We start from the raw sequence: 15395 nt of genomic DNA, 5'->3' as shown, positions 1-15395 counted from the left end.
TCTCTCTAATCTAATCGCAAGATAAATCCATCACGTTTTGGGTGATAACTCATATATCTTACCTTAATTTACCGGCTAGAAAAAGCAATAACCAACGATTCCGCTGTTATGTTATTGTTAACAATCCCCTCTGAAAACAAACGGCAAACAAAAAACGCGCCCGCGGCGCGTTTTTTTCAATTCCAGCCCATTCTTTTTCGATGCGCTTTAATATGGGCAATATGGTGTTGTGAGTGCCACACATAGAGAGCAAGCGCTTGATACAGCTTCATCTCCTCACCTGTGCCAGGATAAATGTACGCTTTTTCAAAATCCGCTTCTGTCAAAGATTCAAAAAAGAGCAGCCCAGCGCAGATGCAGCGTGTCTAAAAGCGCCAGCGACAAATCCGGATCGAGCGTTCTGGCATCGGTAAGCCCGGCCCAATTCTGTTCGTCAAACGTGCGGATCAAAGGCGTCTCTTCTGTCAGCGCCAATTTGCTTCGAATATACCCGTTCATATGGCTGTCGGCAAGATGGTGAACGACTTGGAGGACAGCCCAGCCTCCGGTCCGGTACGGCGTATCAAGCTGTTCTTCATTTAGTCCCGCCGCCGCGCTTCTCAGGAGATGCGGCGCTTGCTTCAGATCCCCGATCCATTTTTCCAGTTCCCTTTCGTCCGCTTCAAGCGGTTTGGAAAAGGTGCCGATCGGATATTTCAACTGATCCATTGTCTGTTCCTCCCTTAGTCGCAATACACTTCATCATGTTTTTCAAAAAGATATTCGATCTGTTCATAGGTATTCCTTGCTGCCGATAATTCAGGCAGATTCTCCAATGAGAAAAAAACAAGGTTTTGTGTTTCAGTCCCCGCTTCCGCCTTGCCTCCGACAATTTGACAGGAGATAAACAGCTTATAGATGTGGAAGGCAGAAGGGGGGTGGTTGTGGCGCTTTTTATCCATGACCGCCAGAAGTTTATGCGCCTTGACTTTCAAACCTGTCTCTTCAAGCGTTTCTTTAACCGCGATTTCTTTCGGCGTAAAGCCGATGTCTGCCCATCCGCCTGGCAGCGCCCATTTGCCGTCTGCTTTTTCCTGGACAAGGAGGAGCTTATGATCTTTAAAAATTACGGCTCTCACATCGACTTTAGGCGTTTGATAGCCCGATTCCCCGGCAAAAAGCTCTTTCACTTTAGAGAAGTCCGTTTCCGTATAATCGGCGATGATTTCGCAGCTCAGCTCGCGAAGCTGCTCAAAACGTTCACGATCAAAGTCATCTTTTGTATAGGCAAGCCCCGCCTGGGCGATAGCTTGAATTTCCTTTGCCCAATCCAGCCACTTCATCTCCTTTGTCATTTGCTGATCCCCCGATCTGCAGGAGCTATAGACCGGTAGACACGGTCAAGCCATTGCGTGCGTTTTTCTTCAGAGCTGTCTTTCACGCCGGCAAACAGCAGGCGCTTTACCCGCCGTACGCCGCAAAACTTCAACATCACATCTTTAACCGTCACCCAGTCGGCATCCCGCTGCCAAAACCGCAAATACCAAGACGGAGCGTCAGCCGTGTAGTAAACTGATGCCGTGCGCGCCTTCAGCAGGCCTTTTGGCAGCTTTCCTTGATATGTATAGGCTTCTCCGGCGGCAAAAACGCGGTCAATAAAGCCTTTCATGATCGCTGGCATTCCGCCCCACCAAAGCGGATAAATGAAAATCAGATGGTCGGCGTTTTTGACAATTCTTCGATATTCGGCAGTTTCCGGATCGCGTTTCATATCTGAGCGCCTTTTCTTTTCATCAAATAATAGAACGGGATCAAACCGGTCTCTATACAAATCAATGACGTCATAAAAATGCTTACCGTCCTCAAGCGCCTTTATGACTTGATTTAAAATGGCTCCGTTGAAACTGTTTGGATTTGGGTGTGCATATATAACGGCAGTCTGCATATCGCTTCCTCCTTTTCGTCCTATGATGGAATTATATTGTTTATTTTGCAGAATTTAAAGAAAATGAACTTGGAGCGAATACGATGAAAAACCCTTTCCTTTTCAAAAAAATGGAAAGGGTTTTCTGTTTAGTTTGCTTTTTTCAGATCTTCATTCAGTTCTTTCATGATCTTTCCGCCGCCATGCTTCTCCCATTTTACGACTGCCTCGTCAAAGCTTTTTTCATTGATTTCCCCGAGAATAAATTTGAATGTGGCGTCATCGATGATTTTCTTCAATTCTGTTCCCCTGTCCATCTGTGCGGCGGAATACAGCGGTTCGGCCGGATTCTGGACTGCGATTGCCCGGTTGTCCTCCTCAAGCTTTTCATTTTTGGCGCGCAGCGGATCTTCAGCGCTTTTTAAAGCTTGTTTATTGATGCCGATCAGCTGGTTTAACGGCTGAATTTCCGCTTCCCACAGGTGGTAGTTTTCCTGTTTTCGAAAATAGCCGCTGTCGCCTTTCTTTTCATAGTGTACGCCTTCTATTCCATACAACATTAAATTGTTGAGGTCTTCTTCAGCGATTCTGTCAAAAAATGCGAGAATTTTTTTGACCTCTTCTTCAGTCTTGACGCTTGATTTCGAAATGGCGAACATCCCGCCATGACCGCCGAGCGCCCATGTGCGCTCCTTGCCGTCGGGGCCTTTGATCCGGTTTGCGATATCAAGCTGAAATTCGGGATTCAAAGCGAGTCCCTGATCACGCAAGTTCATAGCATCGCTCATCGCGCCGATATAGATACCCGCTTTTCCCTGAATCACTAAATCCTGCTGCTGCGTTTTGCTTGTCACCGCGAAGTCCCGGTTCATCAGGCCTTCTTCATAAAACTTTTTCATATATGCCATTGTGTCTTTATAGGCCTCATGCTTAAAATAAGGAAACAGATTTCCGTCTTCTTCCGTCCCCCATTCATTCGGTGCGCCAAAGTACGAAGCCAGGGTTTTAAACGCTCCGAAGGTGAGGTCATTGCGGTCGGCAAGACCGATCGTGTCGTCTTTTCCGTTTTGATCGGGGTCCTGTTCGGTGAACGCTTTTGCTATTTTATAAAGGTCATCAACGGTTTCCGGCATTTCCAAGCCGAGATTGTCGAGCCAATCTTTCCGAATCACGACTCCCTGTCTGGCCATCGGCCTTTCTCTATAAATCCCGTAAACTTTGCCATCAACCGAGATATTTTTTAAAATGGTTTTATCAAGCTTTCTTAAATTCGGATAGTCTTTTAAATACGGACCGATTTCCCAGAACATTCCCGATCGCAGCGCGCTGACCACCGCTGAATCTTCAAGATCAGGCAATGTCATCACTTTAGGCATGCTTCCGCCGGCAAGCGTTGTATTGATCCGCTCTTCTTTTGTTGAATCCGGAACCCAAATGAGCTTCAGCTTTGTATTCGTTTTGTCTTCAATGATATCAAGCGCCTTCTCCTTCGGAGGCTGCGGCGTGTGGAGCGGTACGAGCCAATCGATTTCAAGCGCCCCGTCCTCTTCTGTTGACGCCTTTTGCTGCGTGCAGCCCGCTGAAAAAACCAAGATCAAGATCAGGCAACATAACTTTTTCATATGATCCCTCCCGCTTGATAAGAAAACGTTTTCAAGGAGGAATGCCCGACATGCTTCATCCTAAATATTTCATAGCCGAGCATTCTTTTTCGATTCAATATATGCAGAGAAAAGGATTTACCGAGATGAACGCGCCGCATGTTCATGAAGGCTATGAACTGTATTATCTGCTCAGCGGAGAACGCACGTATTTTATTAACCAAAGCGTCTATACCGCGGAAAAAGGCTCGATGATCATCATCAACCCCCACGACCTCCACCGAACGTCAAGCACAGAAGTTCAAGAGTTCGAACGCATCCTGATTAATTTCTCGCACGATTTCATCGAACCATTGCTTGAGTGCAGCCATTATCGGCTGCTTCCGTTCCCGGAAAATCAAAATTTCATCGCATTTTCCCTCCGTGAACAGGCGGCAGTCGAACATCTGCTGATGGAGATGAAGAAGGAGTGCAAGCTGAAAAAAGAAGGACACGAAGATGTCGTCAGGGCGCTGCTGTTTCAGCTGCTTTTTTCCATTTACCGGAGCCTTGCGGGCGGCGGACGCAATCAAACACGTACACTTCACCCGATGGATGAAAAAATCTCGGAAATCGCTTCATATATCAACGGCAGCTTTCAAGAAACGATGACATTAAACAGGCTGGCCGGACAATTTTATATCAGCCCATCCTATTTAAGCAGAGTGTTTAAAAAAGTGACCGGCTTTCATCTTCAGGAGTATATCCGGCACATCAGGATCCGCGAAGCGAAAAAACGGCTTCGTGATACAGACGAGAAAATATTAGACATCGCCGCGGATACCGGTTTTAAGCATATCAGCCATTTCAATAAAGTATTTAAAGAAATCGTCGGCATCCCGCCGCTTCAATACAGGAAAAAAAGCAGAGACATTTAATATGCGGTATAACGGAACCAGTCAAAATCAGCGGCGGCCTTTCTGCCGCTTCCGCCGTTATTGGCGAATACCCCGACCATCGTTCCCGTATGCCCCTTTGCGTCACGCGAACCCTCATCGCTTAAGAAACGGGCGTCATCAGTACCGCCTGCGTGATGCCAATGCTTCCCTTCATAACTGTAGTAAAAATCCCTCTTTTGCTTATTGATGACGGCTTTTAAATACAGCGGGCCGGCTTCGGCATGTTTTTCCCCAAGCGTTTTTTGGAAGCCGGAGCGATTTTCCACGACCTTGATCTTTAATCCTTCTTCATAGGTCAGGCAGCATTTCAAATAATTATTCGTGCTGTAGTAGCAGACGATCCCCGCTTGCTCGCCGGACGCCGAAGGTGAAAAGTCGAGTTTCACGCCGGCGCTGTATTGGTGGTGTTTTTCCCTTCTGACGATCGTATTTTTTGCGCGGATGTCGTGTAAATCCCAATCACCTGTCCACAGCCTGAGATATCCCGGTCTTTCGGTCAAAGACCAGCCTGAATGGTCGGGATTTCTGACAAACTGCCAGTCAAGACCGAGCGTAACATCGTCAAAATCGTCGAAATTCTTTTCATCCCATTTGACCTGAGAAAGGTTGGGAGCGCGCTGGATCAGGCTAGGGCCGTTCAAGCCATTGATGACAAACCAGCCGTCATCCTTCCATTCGACGGGATCCAAAGCGGTCTCCCTGCCAACCGTTGTATAGTTTCCCTCATTGGGCCGTCCGCATAGATACACCGCCCACCATTCTCCATTCTGGGTTTCAACGAGCTTGCCGTGCCCCGCTCTTTGAATCGGAGCATCCGGGTCTGTCTGCGTTAATATCGGATTATACGGGCAGGGCTCATAAGGACCGTACAAATGCGTCGAGCGGGCTGTCGTGATCGAGTGGGAATATCCGGTGCCTCCTTCCGCCAATATCGCGTAGTAATACCCGTCTTTTTTCAGCACATGCGGCCCTTCAGGCGCCCTTCTGCCGGTCCCTTCCCAAATCTGAACCGGTTCGCCGGAAACTTCTGTGCACTCGTCATTTAAAGGAAAGAGCGTGCAGGCAGGACTGAGCAGCATATAGTGTTTCCCGTCGCCGTCAACGAAGTGAGACGGATCGATGCCGCTGCCTTCATCAATGAAAACGGGCTTTGAATAAGGTCCTTCAGGGCGGCTGGACTTGATCATAATCTGTCTGCGGATCAGCTCTCGTCCGTTGATGACGGTCGGTCCGTTCAGCCTGTGTGTCGCGAAAATGTAGAAGGTTCCGTCATGATACGAGATATCGGGCGCCCAAATGCCGTGCGAATCATTGATATCAGACAGGTCCAATCCGTCATTCTCCGTAATTCCGTGGCCGATGATCTTCCAATGGACTAAATCTTTTGAGTGGGAAATAACGATTGCCGGGAAATACTGAAACGTTGAGTTCACCATGTAATAATCTTCCCCGACTCTGATAATTGAAGGATCTGGATGAAAACCGGTCAACACCGGATTCGTATATGTGTGATCACCGTTCATGACATTCCCCTCCTGCCGGTTCGACACTGAACCAATCAACATCGCACCAGCCGTCCTGTCCGTCTGCTCCTTCGGTATCAGTGCAATATACACCTGCCTTGGCACTTGTCCACAGCCCGGGTACAGCCTGAAACGAATCACCAATCTGTGTGAAATGACGCTGATCCATGCTGTAGCTGAAACGGCACACCGCCTGTTCATCAACAGTCATGCGCAAATAGACCGTTTCCGCCTGTACGCCGTGCTCTTCTGTTTTGACATCTTCCTGTTCACCTTCCATACGGCCTTTGTATACAGAAAGCCGATAACCGTTTTCCGATTTCGAAAAGCCGAGATAGGCGTATTCCCTTCCCATAACAGCCAAGCCGGCCAGCATCGTGTCCGACAAGGCGTTTAGCGACAATTTGACCGTTGCTGTAAAGCTTGGGCCCGAAAATTTCTGCATCAGAAGGTTCGGCAGACGGCTCAGTTTGAACGGATGCGGGATGCCGCGGCTGTACAAGCGAAGCTGGCCGGGACTGGCGCTGAGAGAGTACCAGTCTTGCTGCGGATTCGCTTCCCATTGCCAATGAAGCGCAAGGCGATCTGAAGAAAAATCATCATTGGCATGGTCAAAGGGCTGTTTCACTTCTTTGGCGTTCGTCTTCGGCTTTTCCCATTGCAAAACCGGTTCGCCGATCCCGTCGCCGTCTATGTCTTCGCCCATCAGCGGCCAGCCGTCGATCCAGCGGACAGGTTGAAGGTGCACTACTCTGCCGAATGCTCCGCGATCTTGAAAATGGATAAACCATGATTCTTCGGAATCAAGCTCAACCCAGCCTCCCTGGTGCGGGCCGTTAATCGCTGTATTTCCTTGGCGGAGGACAACCTTGTCTTCATAGGGACCGTAAATCTGCTCGCTACGCAAAACCGTCTGCCAGCCTGTCTTCACCCCTCCGGCCGGAGCAAAGATATAATAATAGCCGTCTTTTTTATACAGTTTCGGCCCTTCAATGGTAGGGTGGCTCAGCGTACCGTCAAAGACGATCTCGCCATCGTCTTTCAATGCCGTTCCGTCTTTTTTCATTCGGCATAGATTCAGCTTACTCTTGATTCCGATTCTGCTGTTGGCGTAGGCGTGGATCAAATAAGCATTTCCGTCGTCATCCCAAAATGGACAAGGATCAATCCAGCCCTTTGTCTTTTTGACGTGTATAAGAGGCTCCCATCCTTTAAACGGATCTGATGTTTTGCTCATGAAGATTCCTTCATCAGGCGTTGCAAAATACACGAGGAATTCCCCGTTATGGTACCGAATGCTCGGCGCCCATGCTCCTTTGCCGTGAGCAGGGGCCTCGTATTCGTCGAAGGGGAGTTCGTCAAACACATGGCTGATCAAAGACCAATTCACCAAATCTGTCGAGTGCAAAACGGGAATTCCGGGAAAACAGGAAAAACTCGAGGCCGCCATAAAAAAGTCGCTGCCTTTCCGAACGACATCCGGATCTGAGTAGTCCATGAAAAGAACGGGATTGCAAAACCGTCCGCCGTCAATATTCGGATTCCAGACAGGCGGATGTTTCGCCTTGCCAGTCAGGCTTTTTGCCATCAACCTTCACCCCTGTTAATTTTTCAAATTCATGTTAGCACAGCTGCCGCCCCTGAATCTTTGTTATTAATGTCTGTTTATTCTCATTCTTTGCTATTGTTGTCCTTTGATTGAATGGCATAAAAAAAAGGCGAAACTAAAGTTTCACCTTAGTTTCGCCTTTTCAAGCAGTCAACCTGATATCAATGCCTGAAGCCGGGTCTTGAACAAACCATGCGTTTTCTTGATGCTCAACGGCATAACCTGAGCTTTTCAGTTTTTTTACGATTCGGTCCAGTTCCGCCTGACTCGGGAGAAGAACCGTGTAATACGCCATGCCTGCCGCATCACGTGGAGCAAATGGCGCATGTTGTCCGGCCCAGATGTTTAAGCCGATATGGTGATGGTAGCCTCCGGCAGAGACGAAAAGCGCTGACATGTGCTGATAATCTCCCGTGATATCAAATCCCAGCACAGCGTGGTAAAATTCTTTCGCCTGCTTCAAATCTCTGACGTGAAAATGAACGTGTCCGATTTTTGTTTCAGGGGGAAGACCTTGCCATTCGTGACCATCGGCTTCTTCAAGAAGCCCTTGGACATCAACCGGCTCCGTACCCATCACGTAGTTCCCCTGTTCATCACGCTTCCATCCCTCGCGTGGACGGTCCCGGTAGATTTCAATTCCGTTTTGATCAGGGTCTGACAAGTAAAGCGCCTCGCTGACAAGGTGATCTCCCTGGCCGAGTTCAATACCGGAGCGGAGCAAATGCTTCACAGCCATGCCGAGCTGCTTTCGATTTGGAAGCAAAATGGCAAAATGATAAAGGCCTGCTGCCGATCTTTCAGGCAGCACAACAGCATTTGGAATTTCCTCAATAATCAGAAGCGGATTTTTCCCGTCAACTGTGAACTCCGCCGTTTTGCCGTCCCGTTTTAATACTTGAAAACCGATCACATCCCTGTAAAAAGAAACCGATCTTTCAAGACGGCTCACCTTCAGCTTGACATATCCGAGCTCAGTGCCCGGGTGAATTTGCTGCGTCATCTGTTTTTCCTTCTTTCCTTGATTTCAGGATCACTTCCCCAAGGGATAGCATCCGACTTCCGCTCAAGCCCAGGTATACAGACATGGCAAGAAGCGCTACATCAAATTCATAGCCTGCGCCTCCATCCGTTCCCATGAATCCGGCGGAAAGCTTAACAGTGAAAATGGCCCCCAGCATGACAATCGCAAATAAAAGGCCAATCACACGCGTACCGAGCCCGAGAATCATTAAAGCCCCTCCGGCCAATTCGATAATCGCTACGATATAGGCGAGAAAGCCCGGAATTCCGACACTGCTGAAAAATCCTACAGTATTTTCAATCCCGCCTTGAAATTTTGAAAGCCCGTGAAGCAAAAATGTAAGACCTGTAACCAAACGTAAAATTAATGCACCTAATTCGTATTTGTTGTTCATTATTTTCTCCTCTTGTTTATTTTTTATTTTAAAAACCAATGACGAACGCCAACTTTATCCATCTATCAACATATCATCCGTATAAGAAGTCTGCAGTGTCCTCCTTTTTTCGTTCGTTACTTACTTTGTGTAAGTTAGTATATATAAATAACAAACTTACGTCAAGACATTTTATGAGCTTTGCTCATTCATTGATATACCGTTATAATAGACCTAGAGAGGTGAGGAATATGAGCCTATCATCTTTATGTCCAAAATTTGAAAAAGGAATGAAAATGATAAGTCAGCGCTGGAACGGATTCATCATTCACCAGCTTCTTAACGGCCCGCAGCGGTTTTGCCATATAGAATCTTCCCTTCCCATCAGCGGAAGGCTGTTATCCGAAAGATTAAAAGAACTCGAACACGAGGGCATCATCCACCGGCACGTGTATCCAGAAACTCCGGTGCGGATCGAATACTCCCTGACTGAAAAAGGACAGGCGCTCGAATCGGTCCTTAAAGGAATGGAAAAATGGTCGCAGGAATGGATCGATCTGGACGATACCAATGAACGGAAAAATCATTAAAAAAGGCGTGCATCTCAGGTGCATCGCCTTTTTGTTTTGCCGTTTTATTCCGCATATTTTTCAGTTCCCGCCTTTTTCATGCTTGCCTGAACATCAATTTTTAATCCTCATATATTAAATAGGGAAAGATTACATCCTGAGAGGAGAAAGAAATGCGGAGATGCTTAAAAATATTGGTTCTGATTAAAACGTTTTGGAAGACCATGCCCAAACATGAAGTAAAGTATAAAATGATGAAATCTCTGGAGGAGTTTGCCGAAGTCATGTACTGGCATACAGACGGCTATCTTCCGGATATATTGGACAAAATCCAATTTCGCCCTGATTTCATTTTCCACTACGACATTGCCTACGGCTTTTCATTATCCCCAAACATAAGGGGGCTCAAGGATACAAACATCCCCACCGGCGCGTTTGTGATCGATTCTCATTTTAATAAACATATCAGAAGCAGTTATTTCGAAGAAAACCAGATTGATTTAATTTTTTCAGTGACAAAAGAGCATTTTTTAAATGAATATCCCCAGTACGAAGAAAAATTCAGATGGGTCCCATGGGCAGTTGATCCAGAAATATTCAAGGACTGGAAGTTAAAAAAAACGATAGACTATTTGCTCATGGGGCTCGTGCATGAAGGAAACAAAAGATACCCTCCAAAAGGAAAGTACCATTTTAGGGAAGCTGTACTGCAGACCATGAAGCATGAAGAAGGGTTTGTTCACCACCCCCATCCCGGCAATGTCATAACTGATGAAGAAGAAATCAAGCAGGCTTTTTTAAATGAAAAGTATGCCCAGGAACTGAACAGGGCCAAGATATTTTTCACGTGCGGAAGCACCCTTCGCTACCCGTTGTTAAAATTTTTTGAAGCTCCTGCCTGCAGAACGCTGTTGCTGGCGGAACCAAATCAAGATATTTACGATCTTGGTTTTAAAGACGGCACCCATTTCATTGGTTGTGAAGTTGAAGACTTTTATGACAAAGCAAAATACTATCTTCAAAAGGAAAAAGAAAGGCAGCGTATCACAGACAACGGCTACCGTCTCGTTCATTCGCGGCATACCTATCATGCGCGCGCACAAGAAATAGCAGACGCGATAATAGATTTTTTGGAGCAGCGGAAACGGTGATGAATGGATCCACTTTTCTTATCCGGCGGGATTGTTCCCGCACGCATTTTCTTTCCGGACATATAATTTCTATTACTGATGATTTAAAAGATTTCGAGGTGAAAAACATGGGAACGGAAATGCCCGCTGAGTTTTATGATCAATTTATTGACCGACATCTGATTCCGCTTGAAAAAAGCCCTTGGAAAAAGGTGTATGAAGAAGCTGCACGTCTATTGCCGGAGTCCAAAGATGAAACGATTGTTGATATCGGCTGCGGCACAGGGAGATTCGCAAAGCTTTTATATGACAAAGGATACAGAAAATATTTAGGCATCGATTTTTCCAAAGGAATGCTTGAAGAAGCCAAAAGGTATAATCCCTCGTTTACTTTCATCGAAGGGAATGTATATGACGAGACGATCGTCCGGATGCTGCAAAAATACAATGTTTTTGTTTTGCTGGAAGTGTTAGAGCATATAGAGAAAGACAAAGCGTTTTTATCAAGTCTTCCTCAAGGAAGCGATATGGTGATTTCTGTGCCTAACTATGATTCACGCGCCCATGTCCGCCACTTCAAACATATTGACGAAGTCATCGAAAGATACGACGGCATATTGGATTTTCATGGCAGCGAAAAAGTCGTCATTAAAACATCTGAACAGCTGAAGAATGAAATTTACGTGCTGAACTGCAAAAAAAGATAATAAGCGGGAATTGGCATGCAGCGAGCTAATGCGGATAACCTGTGAAGCGTTAGCTTGTCTCTGCATCAAAAGAGCATCCCCCCAATCGTACATGCAAGTCTCCGCAACTTGCATTTGTCGTTTCAGGAGATGCTATTTTCCCCGGCACAATTATGATTGATCCAGCAGCTTCTCAACCCTTTCACGGACTTGCGGAACCGAAAGACCGATGATAATTTGCAAGGCTTTTCCGTTTCTGACGACACCGTGAACGCCAAAGGACTTAAACGTACTGTCCGGCTCCACTTTCGATTCGTCATACACGCTGACTCTCAGTCTTGTCGCACAATTCGTCACTTCAGCTATATTTTCTTTTCCGCCGAGCGCTTTGATGCAAAGAACCGCCTGATCGGTCTCAGCAATTTCCTGCGCCGCAGAAACCTCTTTTTCGGATTCTTTTTTCGCCTTGTAATCTTTTTTCGAATAAAATTTTGTCTCCTGCTGCTGGTCTTTTTCACGCCCCGGCGTGGCAATATCCAATTTTAAAATCAAGAACCTGAATACGAAGAAGTAAATGGCGGTGAAAGACAAGCCGATCAAAATTTGAAAAACATAAGTGCTGCCGTGCTGATGAAACAGAGGGATCCAGTTGAGCGTTAAAATCTCGATTAAACCGCCGCCCATATTTCCGACCACCCCTGCAGCATACATCAAGGTTGCCATCGTCGCGGCCAAGAGGCTGTGTACGAAAAACAGCAGCGGCGAAATGAACAAAAACGTAAATTCAATCGGCTCCGTGATCCCCGCAATTACCGCTGTCAGCGTGATCGGAATCAGCAGACCGGCAACGATTTTTTTCTTTTCTTTTTTGGCTGTTACATAGATGGCTAGTGCGATCCCCAGAATTCCGAAGATTTTGGAGTTTCCGTGGAGCGCGAATCCGCCTTGAGGAAAGAGCTCTTTCAACGGTTCAGAGCTTGCTGAAAACTCGCTGAGATGCTGCGCCCAATAGGTGACAATCCCGCCTTCAACTACGGCCGGGCCGAAAACAAATGGCGTGTATATGAAGTGATGCAGGCCCGTAGGGATCAAAATTCTTTCTAAAAATGTGTAAACCCATACACCGAAAGCACCTGAGGCGACAAGGAAGCTTTGCAGCGACGCAATGCCGTCCTGCACCATCGGCCAAATCCACGCGGTTGCCAGTGCTACCGGAAGCATAATCGCAAATGAAATAATGACGACGAATGAAGAGCCTTGAAAAATCCCTAAAAAATCGGGCAGCTTCTTATCAAAATAGCGGTTGTGGATATAAACGACAATCGATGAAATCAGAATCGCCCCGATAATGTTCGTATCAAGGGTTTTGATGCCGGCAATTTCTGCAAGCCCGCTTGTTCCTCCTGCTTCCTGAGTCATATCAACTCCGAAAAAGTCGCCCCATACAGTCAAAATAGCGCTGACAAAATAATTGAAGGTCAAATAAGTAGTAAGCGCTTCCAAACATGCCCGCGCTTGCGCTTTTTTTGCCAGTGCGATCGGAATTCCGACCGCAAACAACAGCGGCATTTGCCTGAAAACGGTCCAGCCGCCTTCCTCAAGGATATACCAGAATTGATACCAAAAGGTATCCTGACTGGCAAGCGATCCCATCAGCTGCTCATTCTTAAATAATGTGCTGAGGCCCACGACGATCCCGGCAAAAGCAAATAGCAAAACCGGCACAAACATGGCGCTTCCGAACCGCTGTACTTTTTGCATCAATGCGAATCCCCCCTGTTACTCCTGATTTTTCTTTTCTTCAGCATAGTCGACATAGCTGCGAAACAGCGCTTCCCCAACGAGAAAAAAGGGTGCAAAAGCGGTCAGCTCTGTTTTTGGATAAACCGTCACCGTCTGGCTCGGCGCATAGAGATTGTAAGGAGTGAGCTGGGCGAGCAGATTATTTTTCAAATTCGTCAAAGAGATAAAAGGAATGCCTTTAGCCGACAAAGACTGTGCCTGCGGAATCAGCGACGGGGTTTCTCCTGACAGCGAAATGATGATGATCAGATCGGCCGTGCTAAAATCAGGAAACATGAGGTCGAAATCGATTTGATCTTTGATCACCGTCAAATAACGGTGCTGAGAAACAAACATTCGCTGCAGCTCATAAGCGCACGTCGTCTGAGCCGTGCCTGAACCATAGACAAAAATCCGGTCCGCTTCGTCAATGAGCTGGCACATCTTTCGCAAATCCGTATTTTTCAAATATTTCATGCTCGCTTCCATATCCCTCATGAGGCTTTCAAAGGAACGGCAATCTTCCCGCTCTTCTTCCCGCTTCTCGGCCTCCCACTTCAGAAACACCCTGAACTCGCTGTACCCGCTGAAATCCAGTTTTTGAGAAAGTCTTAAAATCGATGTGCGGGATACATTGCACTTCTTTGCTAATTCGTTGATGCCCAGCTTGTAGCAAGTGTCTTGATGGTTCAAAATATATTTCAAAACATGAAAATCGTTTTCGTTCAATTTTTTATAATGCTTGTTCATTAATTCTTCCAACTGCATCATTTTCCCCCCATTTATTCTCTGTCTCTATTATATAAAATACGAGAATAAATGGGGGGATATGCCTGGGCTGGCGGTCTGGCTCAGGAGCCCCAGGCGCTTTCATCCTTAAAGCGACAGCTGAAGATTTTCCGCGGAGAGCTCCGGCCAATAGCCTTTGTTCGCTTCAATCAGATCATCGAGAATCAGTTTGGCTGTTCGTGCATTCGGCACAGTCCGCGACAAAATCAGAGCCTGCCAAAGCTTTTGATACGATTTTTCAATCCAGGCTTCAACGACAAGCTTTTCAACCGACACCTGCTGTTCCATCAGCCCTTTTTGGAACTGCGGTATTTTGCCGATTGTGATCGGCTCCGGACCGTTCTTGCCGACAATGCAAGGCACCTCTACCATCGCCGATGAATCGAAGTTTTGGATCGCTCCGTTATTTTCAACGATTAAAAGCATCCGTTCACCGGTATTGAATGCAAGGGCGCGCGCAAGGTCGACAATATATGAAGCATGATCATCAATTTCGATTTTGCTGCCGGCGCTGGATTGGGCTTTTGCGATTTTTTCACACTCGCCGAAAATGAATTTCTCCCGCCCTTCCATTACTTCGTTCGCCCGGGTAAATTCAGGGTTTGATTTTTTCACCATATCATCAGGATAAAAATAATATTGCAAATACGTATTTGGAAGCGTCTCAGGATCGAGTTCAAATACTTCCCGCGCTTTTTTGAACGTGTCATTCCAGCTCGCCTCAGCCTTTTCATGCTCCTGTTCCGGAATATAGCCGAACCTCCTGACATGCTCTTTGATCGCCGGCATCAGATCGTTGCCGTCTTTATCACAAATTGACGTCCACCAGCCAAAATGATTAAGGCCGTAATAGCGGACAACCATCTCCTTCCGCGAAGACAGTCCGAGAATCTGAGCCATCCTGTCTTCGATACCGATCGGCATATCGCAAATGTTCAGCACTTTTGATGTCGGCCGCAGCCTTCTTGTCGCTTCGGCGACGATTGCAGCCGGGTTTGAATAGTTCAGCATCCACGCGTCAGGCGAATAGGTTTCCATATAATCAATGAGCTCAAGCACGCCGCCAATCGACCTCATTCCGTACGCAATCCCTCCGGGTCCGCACGTCTCCTGGCCGACGACTCCGTATTTCAGAGGGATCTTTTCATCGAGCTCACGCATTGCATATTTACCGACTCTGATATGAGCCATGACGAAATCAACATCGGAAAACGCCTCTTCCGGATCGGTCGTCGCTAAAAATTGAATATGCGGAGCTCTTTCTTTAACCAACACTTCACAGGCGCCGGCTATTTTGTCTTGCCGCTCTCCATCATTGTCATACAATTTCAGCTGTCGGATCGGGAAATCATCCAGATTGTCCAAGAGCATCAATACAATCCCCGGGGTAAATGTGCTTCCTCCGCCTGCAATGACAATCGAATACGTTTTATCCATTTTTAAAGCCCCCTTATAAGCGTTTACAATT

The 15395-nt window shown here is 46.8% G+C and carries 14 protein-coding genes and 1 pseudogene; 4 read left to right on the top strand and 11 right to left on the bottom strand.

Annotation, left to right across the window (positions count from 1 at the left end; all coding sequences use genetic code 11):
* Positions 1-176 precede the first annotated feature (176 nt).
* The 4 genes and pseudogenes from MHI30_RS04425 to MHI30_RS04410 all read right to left on the bottom strand — a co-directional run bounded on the left by MHI30_RS04425 (position 177) and on the right by MHI30_RS04410 (position 3525).
* Positions 177-708 (bottom strand): annotated as a pseudogene (locus tag MHI30_RS04425) (YfiT family bacillithiol transferase).
* A gap of 14 nt (positions 709-722) precedes the next feature.
* The gene (locus MHI30_RS04420; protein WP_016886242.1) at positions 723-1334 is read right to left on the bottom strand and encodes an NUDIX hydrolase; all 612 of its coding nucleotides are present in this window, start codon (positions 1332-1334) and stop codon (positions 723-725) included.
* The gene (locus MHI30_RS04415; protein WP_016886243.1) at positions 1331-1924 is read right to left on the bottom strand and encodes an NAD(P)H-dependent oxidoreductase; all 594 of its coding nucleotides are present in this window, start codon (positions 1922-1924) and stop codon (positions 1331-1333) included. The genes MHI30_RS04420 and MHI30_RS04415 overlap by 4 nt, the downstream gene beginning before the upstream one ends.
* Positions 1925-2052: 128 nt before the next feature.
* Positions 2053-3525: an extracellular solute-binding protein gene (locus MHI30_RS04410; RefSeq protein WP_075755177.1), complete on the bottom strand. Its 1473-nt coding sequence runs from the start codon at positions 3523-3525 to the stop codon at positions 2053-2055.
* A 50-nt stretch (positions 3526-3575) separates the two neighbouring features.
* Between MHI30_RS04410 and MHI30_RS04405 the strand changes: the two genes are divergently transcribed.
* Positions 3576-4421 (top strand): AraC family transcriptional regulator, encoded by an 846-nt coding sequence (locus MHI30_RS04405; protein ID WP_075755175.1) that lies wholly within the window; start codon positions 3576-3578, stop codon positions 4419-4421.
* Here MHI30_RS04405 and MHI30_RS04400 read toward each other — a convergent pair.
* The 4 genes from MHI30_RS04400 to MHI30_RS04385 form a co-directional block, all read right to left on the bottom strand.
* Complete coding sequence (locus MHI30_RS04400; protein WP_075755173.1) at positions 4418-5965, bottom strand: glycoside hydrolase family 43 protein; 1548 nt, start codon at positions 5963-5965, stop codon at positions 4418-4420. The genes MHI30_RS04405 and MHI30_RS04400 overlap by 4 nt on opposite strands.
* Entirely contained in the window at positions 5955-7553 is a 1599-nt protein-coding gene (locus MHI30_RS04395) for a glycoside hydrolase 43 family protein (RefSeq protein ID WP_075755171.1), read from the bottom strand. The genes MHI30_RS04400 and MHI30_RS04395 overlap by 11 nt, the downstream gene beginning before the upstream one ends.
* A 163-nt stretch (positions 7554-7716) precedes the next feature.
* Positions 7717-8577, bottom strand: a complete 861-nt coding sequence (locus MHI30_RS04390) for a VOC family protein (RefSeq protein WP_075755169.1) — start codon at positions 8575-8577, stop codon at positions 7717-7719.
* The gene (locus MHI30_RS04385; RefSeq protein ID WP_075755167.1) at positions 8549-8992 is read right to left on the bottom strand and encodes a DoxX family protein; all 444 of its coding nucleotides are present in this window, start codon (positions 8990-8992) and stop codon (positions 8549-8551) included. The genes MHI30_RS04390 and MHI30_RS04385 overlap by 29 nt, the downstream gene beginning before the upstream one ends.
* Positions 8993-9222: 230 nt before the next feature.
* Here MHI30_RS04385 and MHI30_RS04380 point away from each other — a divergent pair, with 230 nt between their 5' ends.
* The 3 genes from MHI30_RS04380 to MHI30_RS04370 all read left to right on the top strand — a co-directional run bounded on the left by MHI30_RS04380 (position 9223) and on the right by MHI30_RS04370 (position 11377).
* Positions 9223-9561 carry a winged helix-turn-helix transcriptional regulator gene (locus MHI30_RS04380; RefSeq protein WP_075755165.1) on the top strand — a complete coding sequence of 113 codons (339 nt, stop codon included), beginning with the start codon at positions 9223-9225 and terminating at the stop codon, positions 9559-9561.
* 152 nt (positions 9562-9713) lie between these two features.
* Positions 9714-10691, top strand: a complete 978-nt coding sequence (locus tag MHI30_RS04375) for a glycosyltransferase (protein ID WP_075755163.1) — start codon at positions 9714-9716, stop codon at positions 10689-10691.
* 107 nt (positions 10692-10798) lie between these two features.
* Positions 10799-11377: a class I SAM-dependent methyltransferase gene (locus tag MHI30_RS04370; protein WP_075755196.1), complete on the top strand. Its 579-nt coding sequence runs from the start codon at positions 10799-10801 to the stop codon at positions 11375-11377.
* Between the two features lie 150 nt (positions 11378-11527).
* Here the strand turns inward: MHI30_RS04370 and MHI30_RS04365 are convergent, their stop codons facing one another.
* From MHI30_RS04365 to glvA, 3 genes are all read right to left on the bottom strand, one after another.
* A complete protein-coding gene (locus MHI30_RS04365) occupies positions 11528-13120 on the bottom strand; it encodes an alpha-glucoside-specific PTS transporter subunit IIBC (protein WP_075755161.1) in 1593 nt (530 codons plus the stop codon).
* Between the two features lie 15 nt (positions 13121-13135).
* Positions 13136-13906 carry a MurR/RpiR family transcriptional regulator gene (locus tag MHI30_RS04360; RefSeq protein ID WP_003179870.1) on the bottom strand — a complete coding sequence of 257 codons (771 nt, stop codon included), beginning with the start codon at positions 13904-13906 and terminating at the stop codon, positions 13136-13138.
* Between the two features lie 108 nt (positions 13907-14014).
* Positions 14015-15364 (bottom strand): maltose-6'-phosphate glucosidase, encoded by a 1350-nt coding sequence (glvA, locus tag MHI30_RS04355; RefSeq protein WP_073426319.1) that lies wholly within the window; start codon positions 15362-15364, stop codon positions 14015-14017.
* Positions 15365-15395: the final 31 nt, after the last annotated feature.

The organism is Bacillus sp. FSL L8-0528 (assembly GCF_038593085.1).
Taxonomy (GTDB): domain Bacteria; phylum Bacillota; class Bacilli; order Bacillales; family Bacillaceae; genus Bacillus; species Bacillus paralicheniformis.
Note: the sequence above shows the minus strand (reverse complement) of the source record. Positions and strands in the feature narration are given on the sequence as shown.